The sequence below is a fragment of the Sporofaciens sp. St.21A7 genome, assembly GCF_059728535.1.
Window position 1 is genome coordinate 114051 of the sequence record NZ_BAAGFN010000002.1, and the last position, 24886, is coordinate 138936.

Below are 24886 nucleotides of genomic sequence, written 5' to 3' on the forward strand. Positions count from 1 at the left end.
GAAGGCAAGTGCGGAGCGCTTTTAAAATGCCTTCCGACGACCTGCCCTCGGACGCTAGTGAGGGGGCGCTACCTTGTAAAGGAAGGCAGGCGCGACGCGATCTGGGAAAGCCTTCTGACGAAATGCTGCCAGGAACCGGAAAGAGGGCGCTGCCTCGCAGGGGAGGTGGCAGATCATGACATGGCCTTTTGAGAACGACACCAGCTCTGTTGTAAAGAAACTGGCAAACAGAAGCATGAGGGCAGATAAGAGAAGCAGGCTGCTTTTGCTCTTTACGATTGCGCTCTCTGTCTGCATGGTCCTTTCCATCATTTTAATCTCGTCAGGTTTACAGGAGAAATATAAAAATACCCAGAGAAACAAAGCGCAAATTGGCATTTTGGGAATTACAGACGAGCAGTCGGATCGGCTGCTTGAAAAGGGAGATGTTTTATGGATTGGCGAGTACTCTGCAATCGGACTGTTTTATGTGGATAGCAAGACCATCACGGTTGCATATGGGAACCAGGATTATTTCCTGCATCAGGAAGAAAAGACTTTGCAGGGGAATACTCCGCAAAAGGTGAATGAGATCATGCTGCCGCAAAATTATATTGATTATCTGGGAAAATCTTATCAGGCCGGCGATACGGTTTCGCTTGACCTGACCGGAACAGGTCAGGAGGCAGAATATATACTTTCGGGCATCCTGAATGATACAAAAGAGAGCGACGGATATTTCATCTATGTAAATAAAGAACTTGCGCGCAGTTTATCAGAAGATATGTTTCAGGTAACCGCATATACAAGGCTGAATACGAAAGCCATAAGCTCAGGAGCGATTCTTGATTTTGCCGAAGAGGTCATACGGGATACAGGCATTGTAAAAGAACAGATCAACCTTACAGAATATTTTGCGGTTATGTCGGGGGCAATAAAATCCGGGATTCCCATTCCGGTTCCGGTTCTGGCTGTGCTGACGGCGGTTCTGGCCGCGACGATTGTTTATGGTGTTTTTTATACAAAGATTGTAAAGAATGTTCAAATGTTTGGACGGCTGCGGACGATTGGAATGACAAAAAAGCAGATGAAAAGGATGGCAGGGAAAGAGGGGCGTTTGTATGCCCTGATGGGGATCCCGATGGGGCTTGTATTTGGCATTCTGATCGGGTTTGCCGGCTGTCCCGATGGATTTCGTGTGAAAACGGCAGTTCTTTATGCCGTTCTGGTTGCGGCGGCAGCTTTTCTGACCGTGAATATTGCGATATTTAAGCCTGTACGGGTGGCAATGCATACGTCCCCGGTAGAGGGTACGAGGTATCTTGCGTATACAGGGAAGGTCAAGAACAGCCGGGGGCTGCACCGGAGATTTACACCGTTCAATTTAGCCAAAATGAATATACAGAGGAATCGAAAAAAAGCAGTTTTGACACTTTTCATGCTTGGAATGAGTGGGGCGTTTCTGCTGGTTACCTCCACGGCTGCCGGTTCGGTTGATCCGGAAAAACAGGCGAACTTCAAGTACTATCCCTATGGGAACATCCTGATACAGATAAAAAATACGGTGGGAAGTTCGTTTGATAAGGAGTCGGAGCCATACGGAAGCTCAAAGCTGCAGCTGGAGGGAAATCCGCTGAAAAGCCAGACGTTGCTTCAGGAATTGGAAGAAATAGATGGAATAGAGAAAATTACGGAATGCGATTGTATCCATATGACCATAACATTTCCGGGCGGAAGCGGGTCAATTACAAGCATTACCGACTTTTTCCCGACCTTAAACCGGGAACAGGTAGAAGAGAAGCAGACCGTTTTATCTGACGGAACGGCGGATTATGATGATATGGCTGCAAGAAACGGAATATTAGCGGAAGAAGATACGGCCAAAGTCGGGGATACCCTGAAAATCGGGGGAAGGGCTTCAGACGGCAGCAGCTTTGATATAGAAGCTGTCGTAGTCGGGACATACGACAGGGCCGATCTGATGGAGGACAGCCCGGTTGTACCGGGAAGCCCTTATTTTATCATGACATATGATACGGCAAAAAAACTGACAGGAATCACAGAGCAGACAGGCATCCTCGCTGTGAAAGCTTCCGACGGATATTTTCAGGAGGTTCTGGATGCAGTCCGCAAGATAGCGGACAAGAACGGGACAATAGAAGTAAATGCGGTTGAGCAGACGATTGCCAACATTCAGTACAGATATCATTCGTCTATCAGGGCGATGTATATGATTTCAGCCATTTTATTTATCTTTGGAAGTATCAGCCTGATGAACATGTTTCTGGTTGATTTCCAGAGCAGAAAATGTGAATTTGGCCTGTTTGAGGTTGTAGGAACAACGAAGAATCAGCTAAATAAAATGCTGGACAGAGAAATTGGGATCTATCTTGGCGGTTCGTTGGCAATATCCCTTATTTGCGGCAGCATTTTAAGCCTTATTGTATGCAGGCAGCTGGATATGATGAACCACTGCATTACTCTGAAACTGCCATGGATATTTCTACTGGCCCTGGCGGCTGTATTGGCGGTCATATATTTGACTTTTTCTGTATATGCCAGGTCAGAACTAAAGAAAACAAGTATACTGTCTGCGATTAGGGAAGATTGAAAAAAAGGAGGTGGAGATTATGACGTGGCCTTTTGAAAACGATACCAGCGCCGTTACCCGCAGGCTGTCGAATGCCCGTCTTGGGCAGGACCGTTTTAGGAATCGCTTGATCGGGGTTATTATTTTTATGGCTGCGGCCATTATGGCGTTTATTTCTTCTTATGCATATAACATTACAAATGAATATGCGGCATCAACTTCCTATCAGGGGATTTTCCAGAACCTCTCACAGGAAAATATTTCCTCATTGAAGGCAGATCCCCGTATCCAAAAGACAGGCGTATTCCAGTCTGTCGGCATGACGGAGCAGGAAAATGGTATTACAATGAGTATGGTATGTTCGGATGAAACAACCATGCAGCTTTCCAATATTACATTGGCCAAAGGGCATATGCCGCAGGCAGCGGATGAACTGCTTATAGAAAAGGGGTATATAGATGCCTTACATCTAAATGCGGGAATCGGTGACACTATAACCCTTCATTACCGCAATCAGGCGAGCCGCCAGTTAGACACAAAAGAATTTCGGATCACAGGGTTTATCCAGACAACTGCTGAAAATGACAGGGACAGAGCAGCGTATAACGCTGTCGTTTCACAAGATTTTGTGCAGGAAGATTCTGCGCTTTCTGCTGAACCTGCAGCGGTTATGATTTCTGTCCGTGATTCAGCAGGATATACAAATCAGGAACTGAAAGAACTGGTACGGAATATTGGCCTGGATTGTGGGATTTGTGCAGACAATATTCAGATTAATAATCTGTACATTGACAGCAACAATCTGTCGAAGGAGACGGTGCTGGCCGTTCTGCTTGTTGGACTGGTCCTGATTGGCATCTGCTCTCTGGTTGTTTACAATATATTTTATATTTCTGTAATAAATAATGTGACATCCTTTGGACAGCTTCGTACAATCGGCACTACAAAGAGGCAGATCAAACAGATTATTTCAAAAGAAGGGAATTATCTTGCGCTTCGCTTTATTCCATTGGGGTGTGCGGCAGGCGTAATGTTGTCTTTTCTGACAGACCGGAACGCTTTTCATGCGCTTCCTGATATGATAACCGCATTTTTGTCAGGAATCGTGGTATTTGTCTGTGTAAGGCTGTCTATTTTAAAACCGGCAAAGATTGCCATGTCGGTTGCACCTGTGGAAGCATTCCGTTACAGCGGATATACTGAGCGCCAGATAAATCTGCCGCTCAGTATATGTGATGCGCACAGCCGCATAAGGAAGTATGCCGCTTTGCGGCTGCGGCTGGCGCGATACTCACGGCAGATTTCATCAGCCGTGAGTATATATTGGAATAAAAAGTTGAAAAAGAGCGGGAAACATCTCACACCGTTTTCACTTGCGGTTCTGAACCTGTTCCGTAACAGGAAGAAAAGCATACTGACCTTTGCCTCGCTGGCCTTAAGCGGAATGATGTTTGTAGGGATCTCTTCCCTGCTGTCCTCTCTTGATCCGGAGCAAAGGGCGAAACAGGCTTTTCCTTACGAGGGGAGTTATGTGGTGGAACTGAACCGCTCGCTTGTCACGCCTGCGTTTTCTCTTACGGAATTACAGGAAAACAATCTGTTGACAGATGAATTGGAAAGTCATATTCTGTCCATCGACGGGGTAGAGGAAGTCATCCGCCAGCAGGAAATATGCGCCGGGATAGATGGAACGGAGACAGCAATCCGGAGTATGAACACAGAGGATTATAAGGAATTAAAGGACAGGGTAATGACAGGGAAACTGCCGGATTGTGACCATACAGGAGAAAATTCCCTTATCATTAACATGGGAAGCCCGGAATTAGAATATCTGCATAAGAGCTATGAGGTAGGCGATACAGTCGCTTTTTCACTGGCAGGAAACAGCCCGCAAAGTAATATTACCTATACCGTATCTGCTGTTATTTTTGACAGAGACAGTTCTGCCAGCTTTATCCTGCCCGCGGCTGAAATGGAACAGATGGTTCCCTATAATGCAAGCAGTGCATTTGTAATCCGGGCAAATGCAGACAGTGATACCGGAATTGAGGAAGAATTATATTCGCTGGTTTCAGCAGGCGATACCTTGCGCCTGAAGACATTAAAAGATATGACGATGCAATACAAAAGCGTATTCAGCACAATTTCTATTGCGGCATATGCGCTGTTAGCAGTTATTGTCCTGTTCAGTATCATCAATCTGGTCAATACCAGTATGACAAATATCATTTCCAGAAGGAAAGAAATGGGGTTATTCCGGGCGGTTGGCCTGGGCGGCAGACAGCTTTATCATATGATAGGCTTTGAAAACGGATTTCAAACGCTTGGCAGTTTTGCCGTCTCCCTTGTCTGCGGTCTGGGGATTGGGAAAGCAATATGCGCTGCCGTGGGGAATATGCCTGGGTTGGGCTTTATAAATTATACGTTCCCTGCCGTACCTGTTCTCTTATATGTTTTATTGGTTTTTATGATTCAATTAGCGCTTACAAAATGGGCGGATCGGTATTGCAAAAAAAACAGCGTGGTAGAGCAGCTTCGCATAACGGAATAGGAGATGGCAGGTTATGACATGGCCTTTTGAGAACGACACCAGCGCCATTACAAAAAAGCTGGCAAAAAAAAGCATGAGAAGCGAGAAACGCCGGAACCGGATGGTGATCATCGCGGTCGCTCTGGCGGCGTTCCTGATCTGCTTTGCGGGAACTGCGTCTGTTTCTCTGGCACAAATACAGCGTAATCAGGTAGCAGATACGTATGAGGCGGTCTGGCAGGGGATTGACGAAGCGGATCTTGAAATCCTGAAAGAACAGCCGGAATTTGCCCGCGTGGGCGGCTACTATCTGCTTGACCAGGAACCCTCCAGACAAGGGTATACAGCGTCCTATGTGTATATGGACAGGGAAATGATGGATACTGCCCGTGGCCAGATGAGGCTGCTAGAGGGCCGGGTTCCTGAAAAAGCAAACGAAGTTGCTGTAAGTAAATACTTCCTTTCCACCTATGGAGATAATGCTAAGGTTGGGGACACGGTGACCTTAGATACAGAGAGTTTTCATGGCGGTTATACCGTTACCGGAATTATGGACAGCGCAGGCGAAAAGGAGATGAATACCTGTCCTTTTGTCCTGTCAAAGGCTGCATTGACAGAATGGGCAGGATTCGACCCTGCGGGATATCGTGCATATGTGCATTTTGAGAATGACACGAAACTGGATGAGGCGGTCATGACGGCTTCCTGCCGCGAGATTACGGAAAAATACGGGCTGCCGCCTGTGGGAATGAACAACAGATATTTTACTTATTATAAAAGAACCATAGATTTTACGGTCGTCGGCGGTATCGCATTGCTCGTCCTGATTGGCGGGTATGTGGTAATCCAGAGCATTTTCCGTATCTCCGTCAACGACAAAATACAAAGCTTCGGGCAGCTTCGGATGATTGGCGCAACGAGGAAGCAGATCAAACAGATCGTGAAGTGCGAGGGGAGAAGGCTTGGCAGTATCGGGACTCTGATTGGAACAGTGTTGGGAGTGTCTGGCAGCTTTCTCCTATTTCCGAAAGGATTTCACGCCCTGTATTATGCGATAGCCGCTGTTTTAGCGGCAGTAATCTGTTGGTTTATGGTGTTCGTCTCCATCCGCAGGCCGATGAAAATAGCTTCCGGCATTTCTCCCGTGGAGGCAGTCCGGTTTTCGCCGGAGCCAGACGCCATCTACAGGCGGAGGAAATACATCAGGCTGGATCCCGTTTTTATGGGAATCGCAAACTTCATGCGTGACCGTAAAAAAACAATCGCTATTGTGGCTTCTTTAAGTTTAGGCGGCATTTGTCTGCTGATCATTGCTTCTGCTCTTTTAACAAGATCGCCCAAGCAGTATGCGCGGCAGTTTTTTCCTGACGGGGATTATGAAATTTATCTGGATTCCGAAAAATCCGAAATTGAACTTATGACCGGGGGAAATCCGTTCGATGACCGGTTGAAAGAAGAAATTTTGTCTATTGACGGAGTGACTGATATCATTGAAAAACGGGAAGCTTTTATAGGAAAGGCTGCTGTTTCGGAGGTCACGCCTGTTGCCAGTATGTGTGATATTCTGGATGAGGAAAATGAACAGGAGGCAGAACTGGCTTTGGTCAAAGGCAGTATGCCGGCGGATAAGGATGAAATCTTAATAGCTGAAAGTGTGTATCAATACCTCGGACGATTCGCAGATGTCAAGGTCGGCCAGACGATGGAACTTACTGTGGAACAGAAGACCGTTTTGGTTACTTTAGCAGGTACTTTTGATACAAAGAAGGTTACAAACGGGCATGGCAGTCTGGCGATGGATTCTACGCAGGTTTTTCTCTCCAGAGACCTTGCACAGGGATTATTCCCTGAAATTGAGAATTTCGATTATTCGTGGAATATAGTAAGCGATCCCCAAAAGGCGCAGAGTGTGGAAGCCGGTTTAAAAAGTGTGGCTGCAAACCACAGAGACCTTGCATTATGGACATTTGCTGAAAGTCTGGAATATGAGGAAATGCAAAGCAGGATCATGTTCGGCAGTATGCAGGCGCTTTCGTGGCTGATATTCCTGTTTGGTGTGATCAACCTCATAAACACGACCCTTTCGAACCAGATATCCAGAAAACGGGAAAACAGTATTTTGCGCTCCATTGGCCTGACTGGAAAACAGCTATGTAAAATGAACATCTGCGAGGGCCTGTGTTATGCGCTTTTTACAGCATTGGCAGTCTTGCTTGCGGGGCTTCCGATTGCCGTTGTAGTTTCCAGGGAAATAAGCAAAATAGCCTTTGCGGGAAAGATTGTGCCGTATCAATTCCCGGTTTTGGAAATGGGGCTGTTCCTGCTGGCGCTGTTTGTCGTGGAACTGATCTTGTCTGTCTGGATGGTACATAGGCAGAAAAAACAGTCCCTGATTGAACAGATGCGGGCGCTTTAGTAATTCACATTCCACAGCATTCAGAAAGCATTTCACAGCAATTCGATTGTTTTGGCGCTTCAGGCAGAATATAATAAAATGTCTACCTATAGCAATGGCAAATTATATTTGATTTAGCCATTGGCTGTTGTGTACGGGGAGGTGGCACATTGATTCACATTGCAATCTGTGATGATGAAAAATATATGTCCGATCATATAAAAACTTTGGTCTCCGATTTTTTCCGTAAAAAGAACAGGGAGATCCGTCTTAGGATATTTTCAAGCGGCGAAGAGCTGTTAAGCGGCGGCAGGCAGATAGACATCTGTTTTCTAGATATCCAGATGAAGGGTATGGACGGCATGGAAACCGCAAGGAGACTGAGGGCAGATAAATTCCAAGGATTCCTGATCTTTATCACGGTACTGAAAGAGATGGTATTTTCGTCTTTCGAAGTGCAGGCGTACGATTACCTGCTCAAACCGGTGGAAGAAAAACAGTTTGAGAAAACCATGGAACGCCTTTATGCTTCCATGCGCAGTGCCGGTGAAGACAGTATGCTTATACAAAAGGGGTATGAGGGACGCATTGTCCAAAAAGATGAGATTATTTTCTGTGAGATCATGGACCGGAAAATATATCTGAACCTGACCTCAGGCGAGGTTCTTGATTATTATGAGCAGATTGAGAATCTGGAAACGAAGCTGGGCAGTCATTTTTTTCGGTGCCACAGGAGCTATCTCATCAATCTGAAGCATTTAAAAGGATATAAAAACGGAACCGCATATATGGATAACGGCAGGGAGGTTCCTGTATCACGGCTGCGGAGCAAAGAGTTTTCCGGTGTTATTCTGCAGTATATGAAAAATAGGTAAGTTGTGTATAGCTATGAAGGTATGGAATGGATACAGAAGTTATACATATGGGGGCAGGTAAAATGGCTGAGTATTTAGATTTTTTTAATGTATATGTCATGGGTGTCATTGAGATGACTTTTCAACTATATTTTCTGGGAAAAATTCTGAAAAAGAAAATATCGCTGCCTTTTTACTTCCTGTTTGCAGTTTGTGCGGTGATTGTCTGCGATTTTATCCCGGCCAGCACGATCACAGGCTTTGCTGCGCTTGTCTTTCTGCTTACGGCATGCGGGATTTTGGTGTGCCATGCGGATGTTAAGTCATCCATTCTGTATGCGGCCCTGGCGGTTGAAATCATGCTGCTCTGTTACGGAATTGTGAAATCCATACTGGCTCTTTTACGCCCATGGATGCCTGTGGTTTTCCATGATATGGACGGTATTGCGGTTATGCTGGTCAGTGAGGCGGCTTCATTGGCGCTGTCCGGTTTTTGTTATTATATGGTGTATCGTTATTTTTCCTGCTATTCTGCGGCGGAGATGCAGCAGATGTTTCTGGTTATCATTCCAATACTGATGATATTTATTATGAGTGAGTATATCAATACGGTTGAATTTGAATGTCAGTTTGAAGTTTTAGCGGAGGGCGGGCCTTCCGGAGACCTGTTCAGCCACTGGCATCTGCTTGTTATACATCTTCTGGGGCTTTTAAGCCTGTTCTGCATCCTGTTCTCTTATAAGAAACTGCAGCAAAACTTCCGTCTCAACACAAAAATTTCACTGCTGGAGCAGGAGGAACATACCCTGAACCAGTATGTGGAGGAAGCGAAGACCCGCTATGACAGGACAAAGTCCTTCCGCCATGATATCCGAAACCATATCGCAGTGATAAAAGACCTTTTAGAGAGCGGGAAATTTAAAGAAGCTGTAAGCTATATTGAGGATATGGACCATATGGCCGAAAAAATGTCATTTCCCTGCAGCACCAATAACCCTGTAGTGGATATCTTAATGGGAAACAAACTGGGGATTGCAGAAAGCATGGGAATCCGCGTGAACTGTTCCCTTCTCCTGCCATACCCCTGCGGCCTTAAAGACATGGATATCTGCATTGTCCTGTCGAATGCGTTGGATAATGCAATCCAGGCATGTAAAAATATGGATGGGTATATCCATGTGTCCGGGCGTATGCAGGGAGATTTTCTCATGATGGAAGTGGAGAACAGCTTCCGGGGGAAAAGCGCGGTGAAAAAGGGAACGGGATTGTCTAATATAAAGGCGGTAGCTGAAAAATATAGCGGCGCCATTAGCATAGAGACAAGGGAGGATGTATTTGCCCTACAGGTGCTGCTTGTCATTCCACAGCATCCAGAATGCATCTCACAGCAAATGGATTAACCGCCCGCATTTTGCAGCCGAAAAACGAAAAGGGAAGCTGTTTTTATAAATGTAAGAAATAGCTGCCCGATCATATCAGATTAAAGGAGGAACATACTTATGGCAATGCAGGTTAGTGGAAATTACGCGCAATCCAGAACTGATTATGCAGAGAAGGTGAAGGAGAAGCAGGCTGCGGAAAGGGCGGAAAAAGCAAAAGAAGCACAGGAAGCTAAGAAGGCGGCCGGGGAAAAAGGATCAGGCAGACTGTCCGAACCGCAGGATGTTTACATTCGTGGTGAAAAATCAGAAAAAGAGCCTGTCGGACTGTATCGGATCGGACAGGATGAGGACGGCAGCAGGAAAATCTTTTTTGATGATCCGGATAAGGCAAACCGTGCGGATAACAAGGAAGAGCCGAAAGCAGATGAGGATGGCAAAAAGTCGAAAGTAGACGGGAACGGCCAGGGAAAGCCGGCGGAGAAATGTGTCGGGAATACGGATAAGGTTGACAGAGAAATTAAGAAACTGAAAGAGAAAAAGCAGCAGTTTGAGCAGCAGATTCGGTTAGCTTCTGGAGATGAGAAGAAAATCCGGGAGTTGGAGAAAAAACTGGCACAGGTAGAGAATGAGTTAAGCCAGAAAGACAATGATACATACAGGAAGCAGCATGCTGAATTTTCCCAGATGAAATAGTTTCACAAGGAATGAATTTCGGGAAATGGTGGCAAATGTATACTGTTTTCCAGTATTTTTGAAAAGATTATGCCGGGAAAAATTTGGATGGAGGAATCATTATGCATGCGAAAACAATGGAAGGCCTTGCAGGAGCAAGTATGAATATGAAAATGATGAATACGCCGTTCCGTGTCTATGAAGAAGCAGAGAGGAGAGGCGATACATCCACCATGGCGCGGGCAATGGGGTATGTCGGTGAGACTGCAGACAAAGCAGAGGACTATCAGAAGAAGATTGAGAAAGGAATGAAAGAGGAGGCAAAAGAGGCGCGGGAAAACGCGAAATCAGAGCAGGAAAACGCGATCCGGAAACAAAAGGAAGAACGCGGGGAACAGGAAAAGAGGATAGCGGAAAGCAGGAGTGGCAACACGGATACAGTCAGTATCAGCGAAAGCGGGAAGGCCGTGTCAGGTGAGAGATCCGATTCGGTTCAGGCTGGTACAGACAGCAGCACACCTGTAGAAGGAGCAGATGCTATTATGACAGAGCCTGTAATTTATACGAAAACAGGAGAAGAAGCAAGACCCGAATCCGGTACGAATATTTCAATTTCTGCATAGAAGAAATCCATCCCCAGCAGGAAGGAACTGCCATATGGTTCCAAAACCTGCCGGGGAAGTTAGGATTCTTTTGGTATACAGGCTTGTAGGGGATTGCATTTTTTGTGAAGAATATGAGGCAGACCGGACATTGGAATTGGAAGGAAAAATAAAAATGGATAAGAACAGAGATTGTTTTGGAGCAGACATTGAGGCGGTCATAACAAGTTTTAATCAAGGAACTATGATTCTTGAAGCCGTTGAATCTTTATGCGCCCAAACATTATTACCCCAAAAAATAATCATTGTTGATGACGGCTCCAAAGAAGAGAATTCCATACGTATATTAAAAGATATGGAAAAAAAGGCTGATCTGCAGGTTCCGGTAATGATACATTATCAAGAAAACAGGGGAGTATCCTCTGCGAGAAATACCGGTATAAAGAAAACACAGGCGCCAATGGTATTAGTATTAGACGGGGATGATAAACTGGAACCTGAATTTACGGAGTATGTAAGCCAATTGCTTCGTGACAATCCATCCATGGTCGCTGCCTCCTCCCGGATGCAGACATTTGGGATTTTGGATTCCATTGTCTGTCCTGCCGGAGGGAATATAAGTTCATTTTTATCACGCAATTGCTGTCCGGCGACACACATTCTCCGCCGGGAAATATTTGAACAGTGTGGAGGATATGATGAATCCATGCGTTCTGGTTTTGAAGACTGGGATTTCTTTTTAAGCATGATAGAAACATCTCCGGAAGCATGGATTGGGATTGTTGATAAGCCGCTGATCCAGTATCGTACAGCTCCTGCTTCATCCAATATAAAAAGCATGGATAAACGGCTGGAGATTATGCGTTTTATGATTGAAAAGCATATTAGCAGCTATCACGACCATTTAGCAGATGCATTGTTGGGAATAGAGACCATATCAAATTTAAGGTTATATCATTGGGAAAATGAAGTAACTCACGCAATAAGAAGTCATCAGGAAATAAGCCGGTTGTCAAAGGAGTTTTTGGAAAGTCCGACATATGGTGACGGAGGAATGGCTTCGGCCGTTCGGATTGCTTCGATTGGAGAAGAGAAATGAATAAGAAAAAATGGATCCGCATCGTATCGATTTATTCGATTATATATACAGGAATCACATTGTTAAGCAGCATTTTGTATCTTTGTGACGGTATTTATGAAGATCCAAGCGGTAACTGGCACGAATTAGACAGGGCTATGATCCTTCTGATAGGGGTAGCGGCATTTGAGTTGTGTACGAAGCTGCCTGTTAAACCCTTGATTCTCAGATATGTAACCGCGTATATTCCATCCCTGTTGCTGGCGTTTGCATATGTCTGGTCTACCGGACTGCGGGAGCCTTTGGCGAAAACAGCATACAGGGATATCTGGATTAATTTTACGAGTCTTTTTGTGCTGTTATGTATCATCAATACCGTCACTCTTGTTTATAGGAAAAAGAAATGGCAGAAAGGAAAGGTGAAAAGTGATGAGTAAATACAACGCATTATGGGAATATGTGCAGAAAAGCGGAAAGGAATCTTTCCGGCTGACCTTTGAGGAGATTCAGAATATTGCGGGGATACCGATTGACCACTCTTTTTTGAAATATAAGAAAGAGCTTGCGGAATATGGGTGGCAGGTTGGGAAAATATCCATGAAAGAACAGACGGTACTCTTTCATAAGATTGACTGACCGTTTAAAAATTGTGAATAAATAACTTTACAAAGGGAGTAAAAATGGATGAAAAAATTTTAGAATGGCTGTTAGAAGAGGACACTCCTGAAGTCAGGATCCGGACATTAAAGGAGTATCTGAAACTAAGTGATGATGATACAAAAGTCATCGAATGTAAAAATAAATTACTTCAAAGCAAAGTATATGAGCGGGCATTAAAGAAATTAGAAAAGGAGAAACCCTGGGCGAAATTTGACGCAATTATGGCATTTGCCGAATGGGGATTAACCAGAGCTGATATCGGAAGTGATATCGACGAAGAAGTGTTTTCGCTGATCCAAAGCACGGGATTTAAAATGTTATGCGGCGAGCCTTATTTATTAAGGAACCTTGTGAAACTGGGATATTACCAGGTGGATATCGTGAAAGAGGAGATAGGATGTATGCTTGGTAGGATCAAAGAAGACGGCGGGTTTGGCTGTATCAGCAGTAATAAGAAAATCAATGACCCAAAGAAACCACATAAAAGCTGTGCCAGGCTGACGGTTGAGTATCTTCTGCTTGTTGCAGAACTTCATCTTTTAGGGATTGAATGTGAGTGTGAGAGCGCGTTAGTACATTATTTCACCAAAAGGAATATTTTTTACCGGACGGATAACATTGAGGCGCCGATGGTGGATGTGATGCTGGAGACATTTTATCCGTCAGATCCAATTAAAGTCGGCGTTCAGAATATTGTATATGCATTAAGAGTGTTAGGGTGTCCAGGGGAATCTGAAGCGATGCAGGCCGGATATGAGGTGTTGAACCGGCACAGGCTGGATAATGGGAGATACCTGTTAACTGCATCAAAAAGTGTCCCGGCATTTAAAGCAGGAAAAGTTGGCGAAGAGAATAAATGGATTACACTTTATGCGTATATGGCACAATAGACAGCAAACCAATATTTTTTGGGAGGTAATCATATGGCAGATATGCTTGTTAAATTATATAATATACCTCATTCGCACGACATAGAAGAAAATTTATTCAAGAGTGGTATCAGAATCAAAAAAGCATTAGCGCCTGACAGGAGCAGGATCATTGCTTTCTCCAGGACATGTGCAAAAGATGATTATTCAGATGAAGTTAAGGACGCTTTTTCTAATAATCCCATTACCTGTTATATTGCAACAAGGGAAAAGGAAATCATCGGTTTCGCATGTTATGAGGCGACAGCCAGGATTTTTTTCGGTCCTATGGCTGTGGTGAAAAGTGAAAGAAGAAAGGGAATAGGGAAAGCCCTGCTGCTGAAGTCTCTGGAATCCATGCAGGAGCTTGGCTATGCTTATGCTATTATAGGATGGCCTGCAAAATCCGCTGTTGATTTTTATAAAAAATGTGTAGACGCAATTATGATTGACGAAAAATCTTCGGGTGTATATAAACGGATGATTGAGATTGATGAATAAAATAAGGAACCTTTATTGTTTTGATTGCTTTATATTTTGTGGTTAAATGGGCGGTCAAAAATGGAATGTTGGAAGCCTATAAAGAGATAGAAAAAAAGAAAGCACAGGAGGCTTTAAAAGCGGATAAGACAATCATTGATTTGGAACAAAAGAAGTAAACATAAGGAATATTAGTGGAGGTTTAAATTGTATTCTTTACTGACGGTAAATTTAATTATGCCATTTGTAATGGTTTCAGTGGGACATGTATTTATTCCATGTCTCAATAGAAAGAGAACACTAAAATCCAGTTGACATACTGGAAAATCAGAATTGGTATTGGAAGGCAGCTTATGAAGGTCGCACACGATAAAGCAGGTGGCGAAAAAGATATAGCGGTATATTTGACAGCAAATGAAAATGCCATCCCGTTTTATGAGAAACTTGGTATGAAAAAGGCAAATGATGTAATGCAATATAATCATATGGAATGGACTGAATTTACAGTGCAATAGAAAAATGTAGTGTCCTGTTCTGCCTAAATCAAAAACTGAGATTTATATTGGAGGGTATGGAATGAATGACATAAATGAAAAAATGATAGACATTATCATAAAAAAGGCAGATGCTTTGTGCCCTGATTCCCTGGCAATGATTGGTGTGTATGGCTCGGTCATTACCGGAGATAAGTACGAAAAATCCGATCTTGATTTGATGATTCTGATCAATGACGAAAACGGACAGGTTCTGGCTGATGGATTTATTATAGATGATGTTGATATAGGGTATGACCTTTACTGTACCAGTTGGGATATGCTTGAAGAAGATGCGCAGTGCAGCCACGCACATTTGTCTAAGCTGTTCGATTCGAGGATCGTTTATTGCAAAGATAAAAGTGCATTGGAAAGGTTGGATGAGATCAGAAGAAAGGCGGCAGAGCTGCTTGCGTCGGACAGGCGGTATGAGAAGGCTGAACAGGTATATAGTGATGCAAAAAAGATGTTTGCGGAGGTCTGTCTTGCACAGTCTTTATCAAAAGCAAGAAGCTGTGCAGGAGCGGCTATTGAGTTTATAGAAAATGCTGTAATGTTGTATAATGGCCAGTATTTCAGAAAAGGAACGAAAAGGGCTCTGGATGAGCTTAAACAGCTTAAACTTCCTTTTGACCTTGAAACTGGGATTCTTGCTGTCATTCAGGCAGAGACGGTGGAAAAGATACGGGAAAGACTGACGGAAGTTTTCATTTTGACAGACGGGTATCTGCAGGTTCCGAAGAAAAAGAAACTTCCTTCAGCAGAAAATCTGCGAGGAACATATGAGGAAATGTATTCTAACTGGAAAAACAAAATGACCGAGGCAGCAGGCAGAGACGATGTGTGTTCTTCCTTTATGAATTTACTGTCTTTACAGTGGATGTTCTATGAGATTGCAGAATGTATCGCAGTAGATGATTTTGAAATTATGGATAAATTTAGCCCCAAAAATCTGGAGGAGAATGTGGATGTCTTCGATCAGGCTCTGAATAAGTATCTTGCAGAATATGAAAAAGTGGGAATTTGTCCAAAGCATTTTGAGAGTATGACAGAATTTGTGGAGGATTACGAAAAACGGTATTTTAAGGAGGACAAAAATGATTAGACTGGTCAGACCAACAGAAGCACTGAAAAAACAGGCATTGGAGTTCAAACAGGAATTTTTTGATAACGGGGAATTCGTAATTAATGGAAGTGAATTGCTTGATAAAATGGATGATTACAGAGAATGGTGCAGAATCATAGACGCAAATACGAAAGAGGAAACGGTTAATCCGGACTGGGTGATAACAGACACATTCTTTGCCGTTGATGGTAATGACAGAATTGTGGGAATCATTGATTTAAGGCATACGCTCAACGACTTCCTAAAGGATCTGGGCAATTGTGGCTACAGCGTTCGTCCGTCGGAAAGACGAAAGGGCTATGCTACGGAAATGCTGCGGCAATTATTAGATATTGCGAAAAGGGCAGGGATGAACGAACTGCATCTTTCCGTGGAAAAGATGAATGAACCCTCAGTGAAGACGATCATTAAGAACGGCGGAGTTTTTGAGCGCAGCTTTGAACTGGATGGGGAACAGGCGGATATTTATAGAATTGCCCTGTAAATCGGATTTATGGAGGAGAAAATAGGTTGTAGGTGGTTTTTCCTTGAGCAACTTATCATTATATCATGTGATATGCTTAATAATATTACATTTTGTATGTGATTTTGTATATAAGAAAACAAATTGTTTATGGGGAGCTATTGTATTGCACCTTTTGTACAATATAGGTCAATCAATGCTTATTTTATAAAATTCTCGTTTTAAGGAGAGCGTTTAGATGATAACTATAGAAACCAGCAGATTACTTCTGAGAAATTATAGAGTGACAGATTTTGAGGATATTATAAAATATTTTTCTGATGAAGAAGTCAGCAAATTCGAAGATTTTTATCCAATGTCAGGAGAACAGGTAAAAAACATAATTACTGAGTGGCAGGATATGGATAACCGTCTTGTTGCCGAATTAAAATCAAAACAGCATGTTATAGGAAGCATTGGCTATTGGATAGATGAAGAAGGACATTATTGTATGGATTATGATTATAATCCTGAATATTGCGGACAGGGTTATGCAACAGAGGCAGGCAATGCGCTTGTTCATTATCTATTTGAATCAGTGGGTATCAGTACAATTTATGGAGATTGTGATGTGCGGAATGTTTCATCATGGAAACTATTAGAAAGACTGGGATTTCAACGTATAAGAAGGCTTGATAATCAATCATATAAAAATGATAAAAATGGTAATCCAATTTTAATCAGTACGTTTTTATATGAATTGGATAAAGCAGGAAAATCATGCAGTACAGGAGGGAAATGATTTGGAATGGGAAGAAATACAAAATATAAATCAGATAGTTTGTGCGTCGCAATATTTACGCTTTGTTTAGCTGCAAGGTTTGTAGAATATTTTCTGATTGAGACAGACAGGACGGCTATTGGAGAAAATGTGCTTCATAAAGCAGTTGGAATTATCATATTAGCATTGGTATTGAAAAGGGTAAATCTTACATGGAGTGATATTGGATTTCAAAGAAACGGTTTTGTAAGCAGTATTTTGAAAGGTTTGTTATTGGGAAGCGTTTGCTTTGCTATTTCATATTGGTTGGAATTAACAATTTTAGCACTGCAAGGAAACCCTGCACATTTAGAAATATATATCAGCAGTTTTTCTTTAACGGGTTCCGGGATAAAAAATACGGATTTTGTTTTCTTTCTGTTATGTGTAGTATTCAATGTGCTCAATGTATGGATGGAGGAAGGCATTTTTCGAGGACTGTTCATTAAAATATTTTCTGAATCGAAATCATTTATGCAGGCGAATTTTATTGCGGCATTTTTATTCGGAGTCTGGCACATTGTAATGCCGGTCAGAAGCTGTATGGATGATGAAATGTCATTTGCGGCAATGGTTCTGATGGGTATCGGGTATATAATCCTTGCCGGAATTATGGGAATGAAATGGGGACTTCTTTACCATATGACAGGAAATATATGGACGGGGCTTGGCGACCATTTATTCAATAATACCGTTGCTACAAATATGCTGCATGTCATTTCTCTAAATGGTGCAGACGAATTACAAATTGTCCGGATTATGGCTGCACAAATAATTTCCTTTGCTTTTGTACTGGCAATTTATGTTTACAAGAGCAGGAAAAAGAGGGTGAATAGAAATGTATTTAATTGAAAATTACAAAGATAGCATACGATTTAACAGACAGTACGAAGAAATCAGTAAATTTCTTCAAATAGTTGCAGATAACGGCTATAACGAGCATTTCCATTGGGGGCGTTTTGATTGGGGTATGTGATTTGAAAACCAGGATTTGCAGAGTGTTCTGAAAATAGACTTATCGCGTAATCTTTCTTTCCAATTGCTGCAAGGATATCGTTTTAATGCTCCGGATTCAAAAATTGATACCTGGCAATGGCGATTGGTAATATATCGTGGTTTTAACCATGAGGAGATTGCGCAAGAACTGGGCGAGGAGGTAGCAAAAGCCGGGAAACATCTCGAAATCCCAGAATACATCAAGGTTTTTGCAATTAAGGATGGAGAATATGCTGCTCATTGTGGAGTGTGGTACAATTCTTTAGGAAAGTATCAGATTCAGGGCAGACGAAAAGAGCAGCTTTATACAAAAGATAAAACTGCCCTGAATGTGATTCTTTCCGATTGTACCAGACTGCGGACCTTTAGCCAATATGTGTATGGAGGAAGTATTTTTCACAGTTAGTGAAACTGCACAGATTTTGCAGGTACTTCCTGGCATAAGCATCTGTTTTTTGTGTAGATTTACAAATATATCCGGTAAAAAGGCATGCTTCGCAAGCCTTCTTGCGGAGGCTTTTAAAAAATTTATTCAGTAAGAAAAAGTTTGTATCAGGATGAACCATATGTCCTTCCGGCCTGTTGCATCCTGTGGCGCCCGCATTCCGGACAAATGCGTATATCAATCTTCCAGACCACAGCCAGCAGCTCTCCTATAGATAGTCCGGCATACCTTTCTTTAAACCGCTGTCCTCCCTGGATTTTGAAGATCAGTTTCAGGTTCTTGCTTTTATACCGGTTATTTAAAAAGCCGTAATAGCGGATCTTCTGAAAACCGGGAGGGAGCACATGCATCAGGTAACGCCGGATGAATTCCGTGTTTTCCAGGGTGATAGTCCTACGCGGATTGCCGGGCCTTTTTCCTCTGGCAGAAAAAGTGGTTTCCTGTTCATCCACATCCAGGATACGGCTGTTTGAAATGGCAATCTTATGGGTATATCGTCCAAGATATTCCAGGGCATTGCCAAATCTGTTAAAGGTTTCCTTAATGTATGGGCACCAGTCCTTTTCGTAAAGGGAATTGCGGAATGTGGCCCATTCATAGGAACTGCGCAGCTGGATTTGGGAATTACTCATGGGAAACACCTTCCATCCGGTCAAAGGGGCTTATGGCAGTATGTGTACCGTTAGAAGCCAGGTGGACATAAATCGTAGTGGAATTTAAAGATTTATGTCCGAGCAGGGCTTTTATGGTAAGCAGGTCTGTACCGTCCTCATACAGATGGGTGCCAAAGGCGTGGCGCAGGGAATGGCAGGTGATCCGTTCTTCCCAGCCGAGTGAGCGCTCTACAGCATGGATATGCCGGGAAAGGTAAAATGTATCAATGGGTTTATCCGGGCAGGTCTGCTTTGGGAAAAGCCAGCCTCTTGGCCTGCCAAAGGCAAACCAGTAGGAAGTGAGGATATCCAGAGCCCTTTTAGAAAGGATGGCATAACGGTCGGAACGATTCTTTCCGTGACGGATATGGATACGCATATTTTTGCGTTCAATGTCCTCATACCGTAAATGGCAGACTTCGCCGATGCGCAGACCGGAGGAATACATGAGGGAGACCATAGCCTTCTGCTTGAGGTCGGGCATGGCGTCGATCAGGATGGAAACTTCCTCTTTGGAAGGGACAAAGGGGAGGTATTCATCAAACTTACGCATGGGAAGCTGGGTATCGTCCCATGGCTTATGAAGGACATAAAGGGTAAAAAAACGCAACTGTGAAATGGCACAGTTGACCGTGCGGTCAGAAAGATTTCTGGAACGCTTTAGCCAGCGGATATAAACACGGAGTTCATCCCAGGAAACATCCTCCGGAAGCTTGCGGAGTACGCTGGAGAGATAATCAAGGTAGGCACGGATATAAGTGCAGTAATTTTTAAGTGTGTGGGCGGTAAGGCCGCGAAGGGAGATCATTTCCCTGAAAGAATCTAAATAATTGTCCATAATGGAACCTCCACGGTGTGATTTTGATAGAGTGAACAGGAAAAATCACAAAAGAGGTGGCGGGCGGGCAAAAAAATGAAATATAGAGTTGTTGAGTTTGAAAATCCATGATAATATAAACATAGCAGTTTTTGGGGTTATGTTTGCAGTTGTGTGTGGTAACTCAACAATACAACATAAACCAAAAAACTGCTACTTTTATTTTGAGAAAACGAAAAAATTTTGAAAAAGTAGTGGAATCACGTACCTAGGGCTAGCCACCGCACTAGCGGTTTGGTACAATGGCGGAAATACAGCATATATAGAGCCTGTCGCGACAGTTCCCGAACATAGGGGAAAAGGTCTTGGCAGGGCAGTTGTCTATGAAGCTGCAAACCGCGCAAAAGAACAAGGTGCAAAAAGGGCAATCGTGCTTTCGGATCAGGATTTCTACAAACGTCTTGGCATGATAAAATCATCGGAAGTCGGCACATGGGTTAGAAATAGCAAATAAAACGCATTCGTGGAGAAATCGAAATTTCTGTAAGATTTTCGCACTGCAAGGAGAAATTGTGATGGCGAGATATACAAATAAGTTGAAACTTACGTTATGGGTTTCTGTGGTATATGTTTTATCGTTTATATGCTATGCACCTACATTGTTAGGACAGAACGGGATTACTATTCCTGATATATTATTGTACTTAAAATACTTATATGTGTGTATTCCCGCTATAGCTGCTATTTTTTTGCTGATTTGCGAGCAGAACATCAAGGTGTACTTTATGCGGATGTTTTCAGGGAAAATAACAATCAAATATATTTTAATAGGGGTTATATGTATGGCTGCAGGTATATTTGGTTCTTATTGCTATTCGTTCATTATGAAAACTGGCGTATTTAAAAATACATATTCGACAGTAATATCCCTGTTAACAAGCTGTATATACCTGCTGATAACTGCGTTTGTTGAAGAAATAGCATGGAGAGGATTTTTGTTGGAACGACTTCCTTTTAAGAAAATCAAAAGTGTTCTTTTTGTTGGCACCGTTTGGGCAGTGTGGCATATACCAATGTGGATCATCAGAAATGCATTGGGCATGGAACAAATTGTTTGTTTTTGCATATGGACATTACTTGTTTCCGTTGTTTTGGGAATAACCTATTATCAATGCAGAAATATATTGCTGATTGCCATTATGCACGCAGCTTTTAATATCTGTTATTTAGCGCCAATACAATATAACATTGTTGTATTAGCTATCATAATTTTTGTTGGTACTCTATTGTATAAAAAATCAGACAAAAAATTATTCACTTGGTAACTTCCTACTTGTCAGGGAGCTGCATATGAAAAAGAAAATGGTGCTGATTGGAGGGCTATATAAGGTGCAAAAAGGGCAATCGTGCTTTTGAATTAGGATTTCTACAAACATCTTGGCATGATAAAATCATCGGAAGTCGGCACATGGGTTAAAAATAGCAAATAAAACGCACTCGTGGAGAAATCGGGATTTGGAGGATAGCAAGAAATAATGAAGGATAAAAAGCAAGCAAAAAATTGATGGTGTTACCGCTTATACTGGGAATTTCCTCTTTTTGCACGTTTGCGCTTTATTATTACAGTGCAAACCATGCACCCTACTCATATATCGACGTTATATGTGTAGGACCGATATTCTCCTTTATTGTCTGTATAATGGAGTTAAAACCCTCGCCTTAAGGCGAAACCTTTAGGTCAACCCCATAACCTCAAGTTTAGAAAAAAGTAAAAATAGAAATACTAAACGTGAGGTGAAGAATATGGAGAATTATAGAAAATCGTCACATTGCACGTATGATATTAAGTACCATCTGGTTTGGATAACAAAATATAGAAAACCGGTGATAACAGGAAAGATAGCGGTACGGACAAGAGAATTAATCCGAATCATATGCGAAAAGAACGAGGTAGAAATCCTGGCAGGGCATGTAGGAAGTGATCACATCCATATGCTGGTATCAGCACCGCCGCATCTATCAGCAAGTAAGCTGGTACAATATATTAAGCCGTAACTTCCTAAACTTAGGTATTATAGAGTCAAGAAATTACATAAGAATTAGCTATGGCTCTTTTTTATATGCGGGAACAAATGGAATCAGTCCTTTTTCATAACATATCTCCTGTATTTCTACTGGAAGCATTCTGGCATCAAATACCAATCCATCTATGGAAACCATCCATAACATAGGATTACTGGCAGCTTCTGATGGAAGACACCATTCAGCGTGAAAATAGTCAATTTTCAACATTTTCTTAATCTGGGCTGCCTTAGAAGATGCTGTAGATGCAGCAACCTCGAATGGGGCTGCCAGATCTTTCGCTGTCATATGGATTGGTTGGTTTTTATCAAATATAAAATTATTACTCCCAATTGCATAGACAATCCCTGCAGCCCAGGTAGTACTCCTGCCACTTTTTAATGGCGACGGCCGTTTACGGCATAACTTTTCAAGTGCATGAAGGCACAATTCTTCATATTCTTTATTCAGATATTTTTCACTATACTCAATCAACAGCTTTGAAATTTTCTCATAGGTTTCTCTCATTTCTTTTGGAACATTCATCTTTAGTCTCCTTCTCTGTTAGAAGTATTAGTTCTTTTTATTCGATTTTTCGGGAACGATTCTTTTCATTTCTTCCGGAAAAATATTACGCAGTTTATCTATAGAGACCTTTGTTGGAATTTCCCGGATTTCTTCACCGTTGATTTTCTGGTAAGTAAAACGTTTAAGGTATGTCATTATGTCTTTGACAGAATACCTAGACGTGAGGCCGGCTGCTTTAATACAGTTAAATACACGATAGTAAAGCATCATGGAAATATGGTTCAAAAACAACCATCCATTATAAGCATCCGAATCCTGCATATAGGACTTATCATCTTCCAGAACATCTTTATAGACTTTATTTGCATCTTCTATGGATTCACGTTCTTTGTAGGTTTCATAAAGTTTTTGCGCTTTCAAATCCATGTCAGTCCGAAGTGTCAGTGTGCCCATACGTACTTCCTTTTCCTGAAAATCCACAAAGGTGTATCCTTTGCAGCCACGCTCAATACGTTCATTATAATCTTTGATTTCCTGGTTCTTCAACCCTAGATCCGTAAATGTTATGACCAAATCTTGCAAAACAGTTATTTTGCGTTCCGCTCCTGCCTTTACCCGTCCGCGTTGTTTGACCGCTTTATATTTTTTCATAGTGCAGTAGTAAATCGTCCGGTTATGATATTGGAACATTCCTTCCATATGGCTGATTCCTTTCTTTAGACTTTGATAGTCTATCATGGAATCATTTCTTTTGAGCGGCACGATATAAGAGATTCCATTGTCCTGAAGATATCGAAAATTTTCATCCGAACCAAACCCCTTGTCGGCAATCATTATAAAATTTATCATACCAAATTCATCTAATGCATTTTTCAGGACGGATACATCTGGTTTATCGCCGGCATTTACTTTGAAATAAGCAGGCCCGAAAGTCGGACACAGACTAAAGCAATACAGAAGGTTCATTTGAGGATCCTGAATGGAGCAGTGGTTATAACCAATCTGGGCAAGGTTTAAATTCTCTGAATAAGACACAATGCGTGTTCCATCAAAAAGAAGGAATTCACTGCCTACCGTATAAAGTTTCATAAAATTCACCTGTGCCAGCCGGTTTCTGCCAATTTCCCTAAGCAGAGCGGTAAGCTCGTTTTTTCCAAGTCTTATGCGGGGATGAAGTACCGTATCATAAGAATTCGAGTAAAGGAAATCCACTCTTTTTAAGGCAGTTGGTTCAATCAACCGTATTTTGCCTATAATAAAGATTGCTTCCGCAAGTTCATCCCGGTAAAAAAGCTGAAGGTTTTCCAAAATATCCGAACCTAAAAGCTCCAACATCTCGACAGCGCCGGCTTCAAGAGGCCTGCCAAGCTCCAACGGTTTCATAAGGGTAGCTTTTTGTCTATGTTTTGCCGGGATCAACCCGGAATCTTCGGTAATCTTTCCAAGATAACCCGTAGATATTTTTTTTGGTTTTTTAGTCATCGGATCATAAACTGTTTTGAAAGTATATAAATAATAGCAAGAGCCTACTTTCTTAATTTCACGACCTTCTCCCCTGAATTCTTCTACCCATTTCGGATAGTTTGCTCGTTTACTCTTCATATCTTCATCTCCTGATATAATACCTAATAGGTATTATATCATAAAAAATACCGAAAAGCAAGGAAATCCAATGCTTGTCGGCATCCTATAATACCTTTATGAATATGGAATAAGAGGGTAATACCTAAACTAAGGAAGTTACGGATTAAGGGAACAACATCCCGAAAATTGCAGATGGAATACAAAGAATTGAACAAGCAATTCTGGGGACGGCATTTGTGGGCAAGAGGATACTTTGTGGCAAGTAGTGGAAATGTAACAGATGAAATTATCAAAGAGTATATTAAAAATCAAGATTTACAAGAGAAATTAAAAACAGACAACTTTGAAATAAGTTAAAGATAAAAGGAATAACAAAGAGCAGAGACAACTTTAGGCTGCTTTAGCAGCACACCGAACCTACCGGCTTTAGCCGGTAGTGGTTCAGTGGCGTGATTGTTTCCATTGTTACGAGGAGAAGCAGAAAACTGTATCCCATGTTATGGACAAGTGGACTTATTGTCTGCTTATTAAGCCTTATAATTTGTGTTCTGCTTATTATATTATTGATAGCAATTATGGCGGCGGCGTTTAATGAAAATTGGCTTTGACGAAGTCATGAGATTACAATGTAAATTCCTGTTTATCTATTCAATCCTCTATAAACCCTGTATTTTCAAGGCATATCGCCTATTAAATGTTCAAACCTTATGTATTTTCCCTTGTTTTTGCCCTTATGAGCCGAAACAAGGGA

24 protein-coding genes and 3 pseudogenes are annotated in these 24886 nt (G+C 42.2%); 23 read left to right on the forward strand and 4 right to left on the reverse strand.

Annotated elements, in window-relative coordinates:
- Positions 1-175 precede the first annotated feature (175 nt).
- The 19 genes from AC6I3O_RS27045 to AC6I3O_RS27135 all read left to right on the forward strand — a co-directional run bounded on the left by AC6I3O_RS27045 (position 176) and on the right by AC6I3O_RS27135 (position 18453).
- Positions 176-2590: an ABC transporter permease gene (locus tag AC6I3O_RS27045; RefSeq protein ID WP_497853837.1), complete on the forward strand. Its 2415-nt coding sequence runs from the start codon at positions 176-178 to the stop codon at positions 2588-2590.
- 19 nt (positions 2591-2609) lie between these two features.
- The gene (locus AC6I3O_RS27050; RefSeq protein ID WP_497853839.1) at positions 2610-5120 is read left to right on the forward strand and encodes an ABC transporter permease; all 2511 of its coding nucleotides are present in this window, start codon (positions 2610-2612) and stop codon (positions 5118-5120) included.
- 13 nt (positions 5121-5133) lie between these two features.
- On the forward strand, positions 5134-7515 hold the full coding sequence (locus AC6I3O_RS27055) for an ABC transporter permease (protein ID WP_016220959.1): 2382 nt from the start codon (positions 5134-5136) through the stop codon (positions 7513-7515).
- 149 nt (positions 7516-7664) lie between these two features.
- The gene (locus AC6I3O_RS27060) at positions 7665-8369 is read left to right on the forward strand and encodes a LytR/AlgR family response regulator transcription factor (protein ID WP_497853841.1); all 705 of its coding nucleotides are present in this window, start codon (positions 7665-7667) and stop codon (positions 8367-8369) included.
- Positions 8370-8431: 62 nt separating this feature from the next.
- The gene (locus AC6I3O_RS27065) at positions 8432-9748 is read left to right on the forward strand and encodes a sensor histidine kinase (protein ID WP_497853843.1); all 1317 of its coding nucleotides are present in this window, start codon (positions 8432-8434) and stop codon (positions 9746-9748) included.
- Between the two features lie 99 nt (positions 9749-9847).
- Complete coding sequence (locus tag AC6I3O_RS27070; protein ID WP_286082392.1) at positions 9848-10423, forward strand: hypothetical protein; 576 nt, start codon at positions 9848-9850, stop codon at positions 10421-10423.
- Positions 10424-10524: 101 nt separating this feature from the next.
- Entirely contained in the window at positions 10525-11025 is a 501-nt protein-coding gene (locus AC6I3O_RS27075; RefSeq protein ID WP_497853846.1) for a hypothetical protein, read from the forward strand.
- Between the two features lie 34 nt (positions 11026-11059).
- Entirely contained in the window at positions 11060-12103 is a 1044-nt protein-coding gene (locus tag AC6I3O_RS27080; protein WP_497853849.1) for a glycosyltransferase family A protein, read from the forward strand.
- Positions 12100-12519 (forward strand): DUF6608 family protein, encoded by a 420-nt coding sequence (locus AC6I3O_RS27085; RefSeq protein WP_016220955.1) that lies wholly within the window; start codon positions 12100-12102, stop codon positions 12517-12519. Before AC6I3O_RS27080 ends, AC6I3O_RS27085 begins: the two co-directional genes overlap by 4 nt.
- Positions 12512-12718 (forward strand): hypothetical protein, encoded by a 207-nt coding sequence (locus tag AC6I3O_RS27090; protein ID WP_334638727.1) that lies wholly within the window; start codon positions 12512-12514, stop codon positions 12716-12718. Before AC6I3O_RS27085 ends, AC6I3O_RS27090 begins: the two co-directional genes overlap by 8 nt.
- Before the next feature lie 44 nt (positions 12719-12762).
- Complete coding sequence (locus AC6I3O_RS27095; protein WP_497853852.1) at positions 12763-13632, forward strand: hypothetical protein; 870 nt, start codon at positions 12763-12765, stop codon at positions 13630-13632.
- 33 nt (positions 13633-13665) lie between these two features.
- Positions 13666-14151 (forward strand): GNAT family N-acetyltransferase, encoded by a 486-nt coding sequence (locus AC6I3O_RS27100; protein ID WP_497853854.1) that lies wholly within the window; start codon positions 13666-13668, stop codon positions 14149-14151.
- A gap of 20 nt (positions 14152-14171) precedes the next feature.
- Positions 14172-14309 carry a DUF6019 family protein gene (locus AC6I3O_RS27105; RefSeq protein WP_497853856.1) on the forward strand — a complete coding sequence of 46 codons (138 nt, stop codon included), beginning with the start codon at positions 14172-14174 and terminating at the stop codon, positions 14307-14309.
- 132 nt (positions 14310-14441) lie between these two features.
- Positions 14442-14645: a GNAT family N-acetyltransferase gene (locus AC6I3O_RS27110; protein ID WP_497853858.1), complete on the forward strand. Its 204-nt coding sequence runs from the start codon at positions 14442-14444 to the stop codon at positions 14643-14645.
- A gap of 61 nt (positions 14646-14706) precedes the next feature.
- A complete protein-coding gene (locus AC6I3O_RS27115) occupies positions 14707-15768 on the forward strand; it encodes a hypothetical protein (RefSeq protein WP_497853860.1) in 1062 nt (353 codons plus the stop codon).
- Entirely contained in the window at positions 15761-16273 is a 513-nt protein-coding gene (locus tag AC6I3O_RS27120; protein ID WP_497853862.1) for a GNAT family N-acetyltransferase, read from the forward strand. The genes AC6I3O_RS27115 and AC6I3O_RS27120 overlap by 8 nt, the downstream gene beginning before the upstream one ends.
- A 217-nt stretch (positions 16274-16490) precedes the next feature.
- The gene (locus AC6I3O_RS27125) at positions 16491-17033 is read left to right on the forward strand and encodes a GNAT family N-acetyltransferase (RefSeq protein ID WP_497853864.1); all 543 of its coding nucleotides are present in this window, start codon (positions 16491-16493) and stop codon (positions 17031-17033) included.
- A 6-nt stretch (positions 17034-17039) separates the two neighbouring features.
- Positions 17040-17903, forward strand: coding sequence for a CPBP family intramembrane glutamic endopeptidase (locus tag AC6I3O_RS27130; protein ID WP_497853866.1), 864 nt, complete (start codon positions 17040-17042; stop codon positions 17901-17903).
- A gap of 139 nt (positions 17904-18042) precedes the next feature.
- Positions 18043-18453 (forward strand): hypothetical protein, encoded by a 411-nt coding sequence (locus tag AC6I3O_RS27135; protein WP_497853869.1) that lies wholly within the window; start codon positions 18043-18045, stop codon positions 18451-18453.
- Between the two features lie 146 nt (positions 18454-18599).
- On the opposite strand, the pseudogene AC6I3O_RS27140 reads toward AC6I3O_RS27135, so the two are convergent.
- Positions 18600-19103 (reverse strand): annotated as a pseudogene (locus AC6I3O_RS27140) (IS91 family transposase); the annotation flags it as partial.
- A 13-nt stretch (positions 19104-19116) separates the two neighbouring features.
- Positions 19117-19983 (reverse strand): tyrosine-type recombinase/integrase, encoded by an 867-nt coding sequence (locus tag AC6I3O_RS27145; protein ID WP_172551161.1) that lies wholly within the window; start codon positions 19981-19983, stop codon positions 19117-19119.
- 238 nt (positions 19984-20221) lie between these two features.
- Here AC6I3O_RS27145 and AC6I3O_RS27150 point away from each other — a divergent pair, with 238 nt between their 5' ends.
- The 3 genes and pseudogenes from AC6I3O_RS27150 to tnpA all read left to right on the forward strand — a co-directional run.
- Positions 20222-20476, forward strand: coding sequence for a GNAT family N-acetyltransferase (locus AC6I3O_RS27150; protein ID WP_497854182.1), 255 nt, complete (start codon positions 20222-20224; stop codon positions 20474-20476).
- Between the two features lie 61 nt (positions 20477-20537).
- On the forward strand, positions 20538-21287 hold the full coding sequence (locus AC6I3O_RS27155; RefSeq protein ID WP_497853871.1) for a CPBP family intramembrane glutamic endopeptidase: 750 nt from the start codon (positions 20538-20540) through the stop codon (positions 21285-21287).
- Between the two features lie 478 nt (positions 21288-21765).
- Positions 21766-22011: pseudogene (tnpA, locus tag AC6I3O_RS27160) on the forward strand (IS200/IS605 family transposase); the annotation flags it as partial.
- Between the two features lie 54 nt (positions 22012-22065).
- Here the strand turns inward: tnpA and AC6I3O_RS27165 are convergent.
- Both AC6I3O_RS27165 and AC6I3O_RS27170 read right to left on the reverse strand, forming a co-directional pair.
- A complete protein-coding gene (locus AC6I3O_RS27165) occupies positions 22066-22569 on the reverse strand; it encodes a DUF6398 domain-containing protein (RefSeq protein ID WP_004072069.1) in 504 nt (167 codons plus the stop codon).
- Positions 22570-22596: 27 nt separating this feature from the next.
- A complete protein-coding gene (locus AC6I3O_RS27170; protein ID WP_290451292.1) occupies positions 22597-24153 on the reverse strand; it encodes an IS1634 family transposase in 1557 nt (518 codons plus the stop codon).
- Between the two features lie 144 nt (positions 24154-24297).
- Here AC6I3O_RS27170 and AC6I3O_RS27175 point away from each other — a divergent pair.
- A pseudogene (locus AC6I3O_RS27175) lies at positions 24298-24492 on the forward strand (transposase); the annotation flags it as partial.
- Positions 24493-24886 lie beyond the last annotated feature (394 nt).

Bases quoted from the DNA above. Each gene is read 5' to 3' on its own strand.
- AC6I3O_RS27045 (WP_497853837.1), top strand. From the start codon at position 176: ATGACATGGCCTTTTGAGAACGACACCAGCTCTGTTGTAAAGAAACTG.
- AC6I3O_RS27050 (WP_497853839.1), top strand. From the start codon at position 2,610: ATGACGTGGCCTTTTGAAAACGATACCAGCGCCGTTACCCGCAGGCTG.
- AC6I3O_RS27055 (WP_016220959.1), top strand. From the start codon at position 5,134: ATGACATGGCCTTTTGAGAACGACACCAGCGCCATTACAAAAAAGCTG.
- AC6I3O_RS27065 (WP_497853843.1), top strand. From the start codon at position 8,432: ATGGCTGAGTATTTAGATTTTTTTAATGTATATGTCATGGGTGTCATT.
- AC6I3O_RS27070 (WP_286082392.1), top strand. From the start codon at position 9,848: ATGGCAATGCAGGTTAGTGGAAATTACGCGCAATCCAGAACTGATTAT.
- AC6I3O_RS27075 (WP_497853846.1), top strand. From the start codon at position 10,525: ATGCATGCGAAAACAATGGAAGGCCTTGCAGGAGCAAGTATGAATATG.
- AC6I3O_RS27080 (WP_497853849.1), top strand. From the start codon at position 11,060: ATGGTTCCAAAACCTGCCGGGGAAGTTAGGATTCTTTTGGTATACAGG.
- AC6I3O_RS27085 (WP_016220955.1), top strand. From the start codon at position 12,100: ATGAATAAGAAAAAATGGATCCGCATCGTATCGATTTATTCGATTATA.
- AC6I3O_RS27090 (WP_334638727.1), top strand. From the start codon at position 12,512: ATGAGTAAATACAACGCATTATGGGAATATGTGCAGAAAAGCGGAAAG.
- AC6I3O_RS27095 (WP_497853852.1), top strand. From the start codon at position 12,763: ATGGATGAAAAAATTTTAGAATGGCTGTTAGAAGAGGACACTCCTGAA.
- AC6I3O_RS27100 (WP_497853854.1), top strand. From the start codon at position 13,666: ATGGCAGATATGCTTGTTAAATTATATAATATACCTCATTCGCACGAC.
- AC6I3O_RS27115 (WP_497853860.1), top strand. From the start codon at position 14,707: ATGAATGACATAAATGAAAAAATGATAGACATTATCATAAAAAAGGCA.
- AC6I3O_RS27120 (WP_497853862.1), top strand. From the start codon at position 15,761: ATGATTAGACTGGTCAGACCAACAGAAGCACTGAAAAAACAGGCATTG.
- AC6I3O_RS27125 (WP_497853864.1), top strand. From the start codon at position 16,491: ATGATAACTATAGAAACCAGCAGATTACTTCTGAGAAATTATAGAGTG.
- AC6I3O_RS27130 (WP_497853866.1), top strand. From the start codon at position 17,040: ATGGGAAGAAATACAAAATATAAATCAGATAGTTTGTGCGTCGCAATA.
- AC6I3O_RS27145 (WP_172551161.1), bottom strand. From the start codon at position 19,983: ATGGACAATTATTTAGATTCTTTCAGGGAAATGATCTCCCTTCGCGGC.
- AC6I3O_RS27155 (WP_497853871.1), top strand. From the start codon at position 20,538: ATGGCGAGATATACAAATAAGTTGAAACTTACGTTATGGGTTTCTGTG.
- AC6I3O_RS27165 (WP_004072069.1), bottom strand. From the start codon at position 22,569: ATGAATGTTCCAAAAGAAATGAGAGAAACCTATGAGAAAATTTCAAAG.
- AC6I3O_RS27170 (WP_290451292.1), bottom strand. From the start codon at position 24,153: ATGAAGAGTAAACGAGCAAACTATCCGAAATGGGTAGAAGAATTCAGG.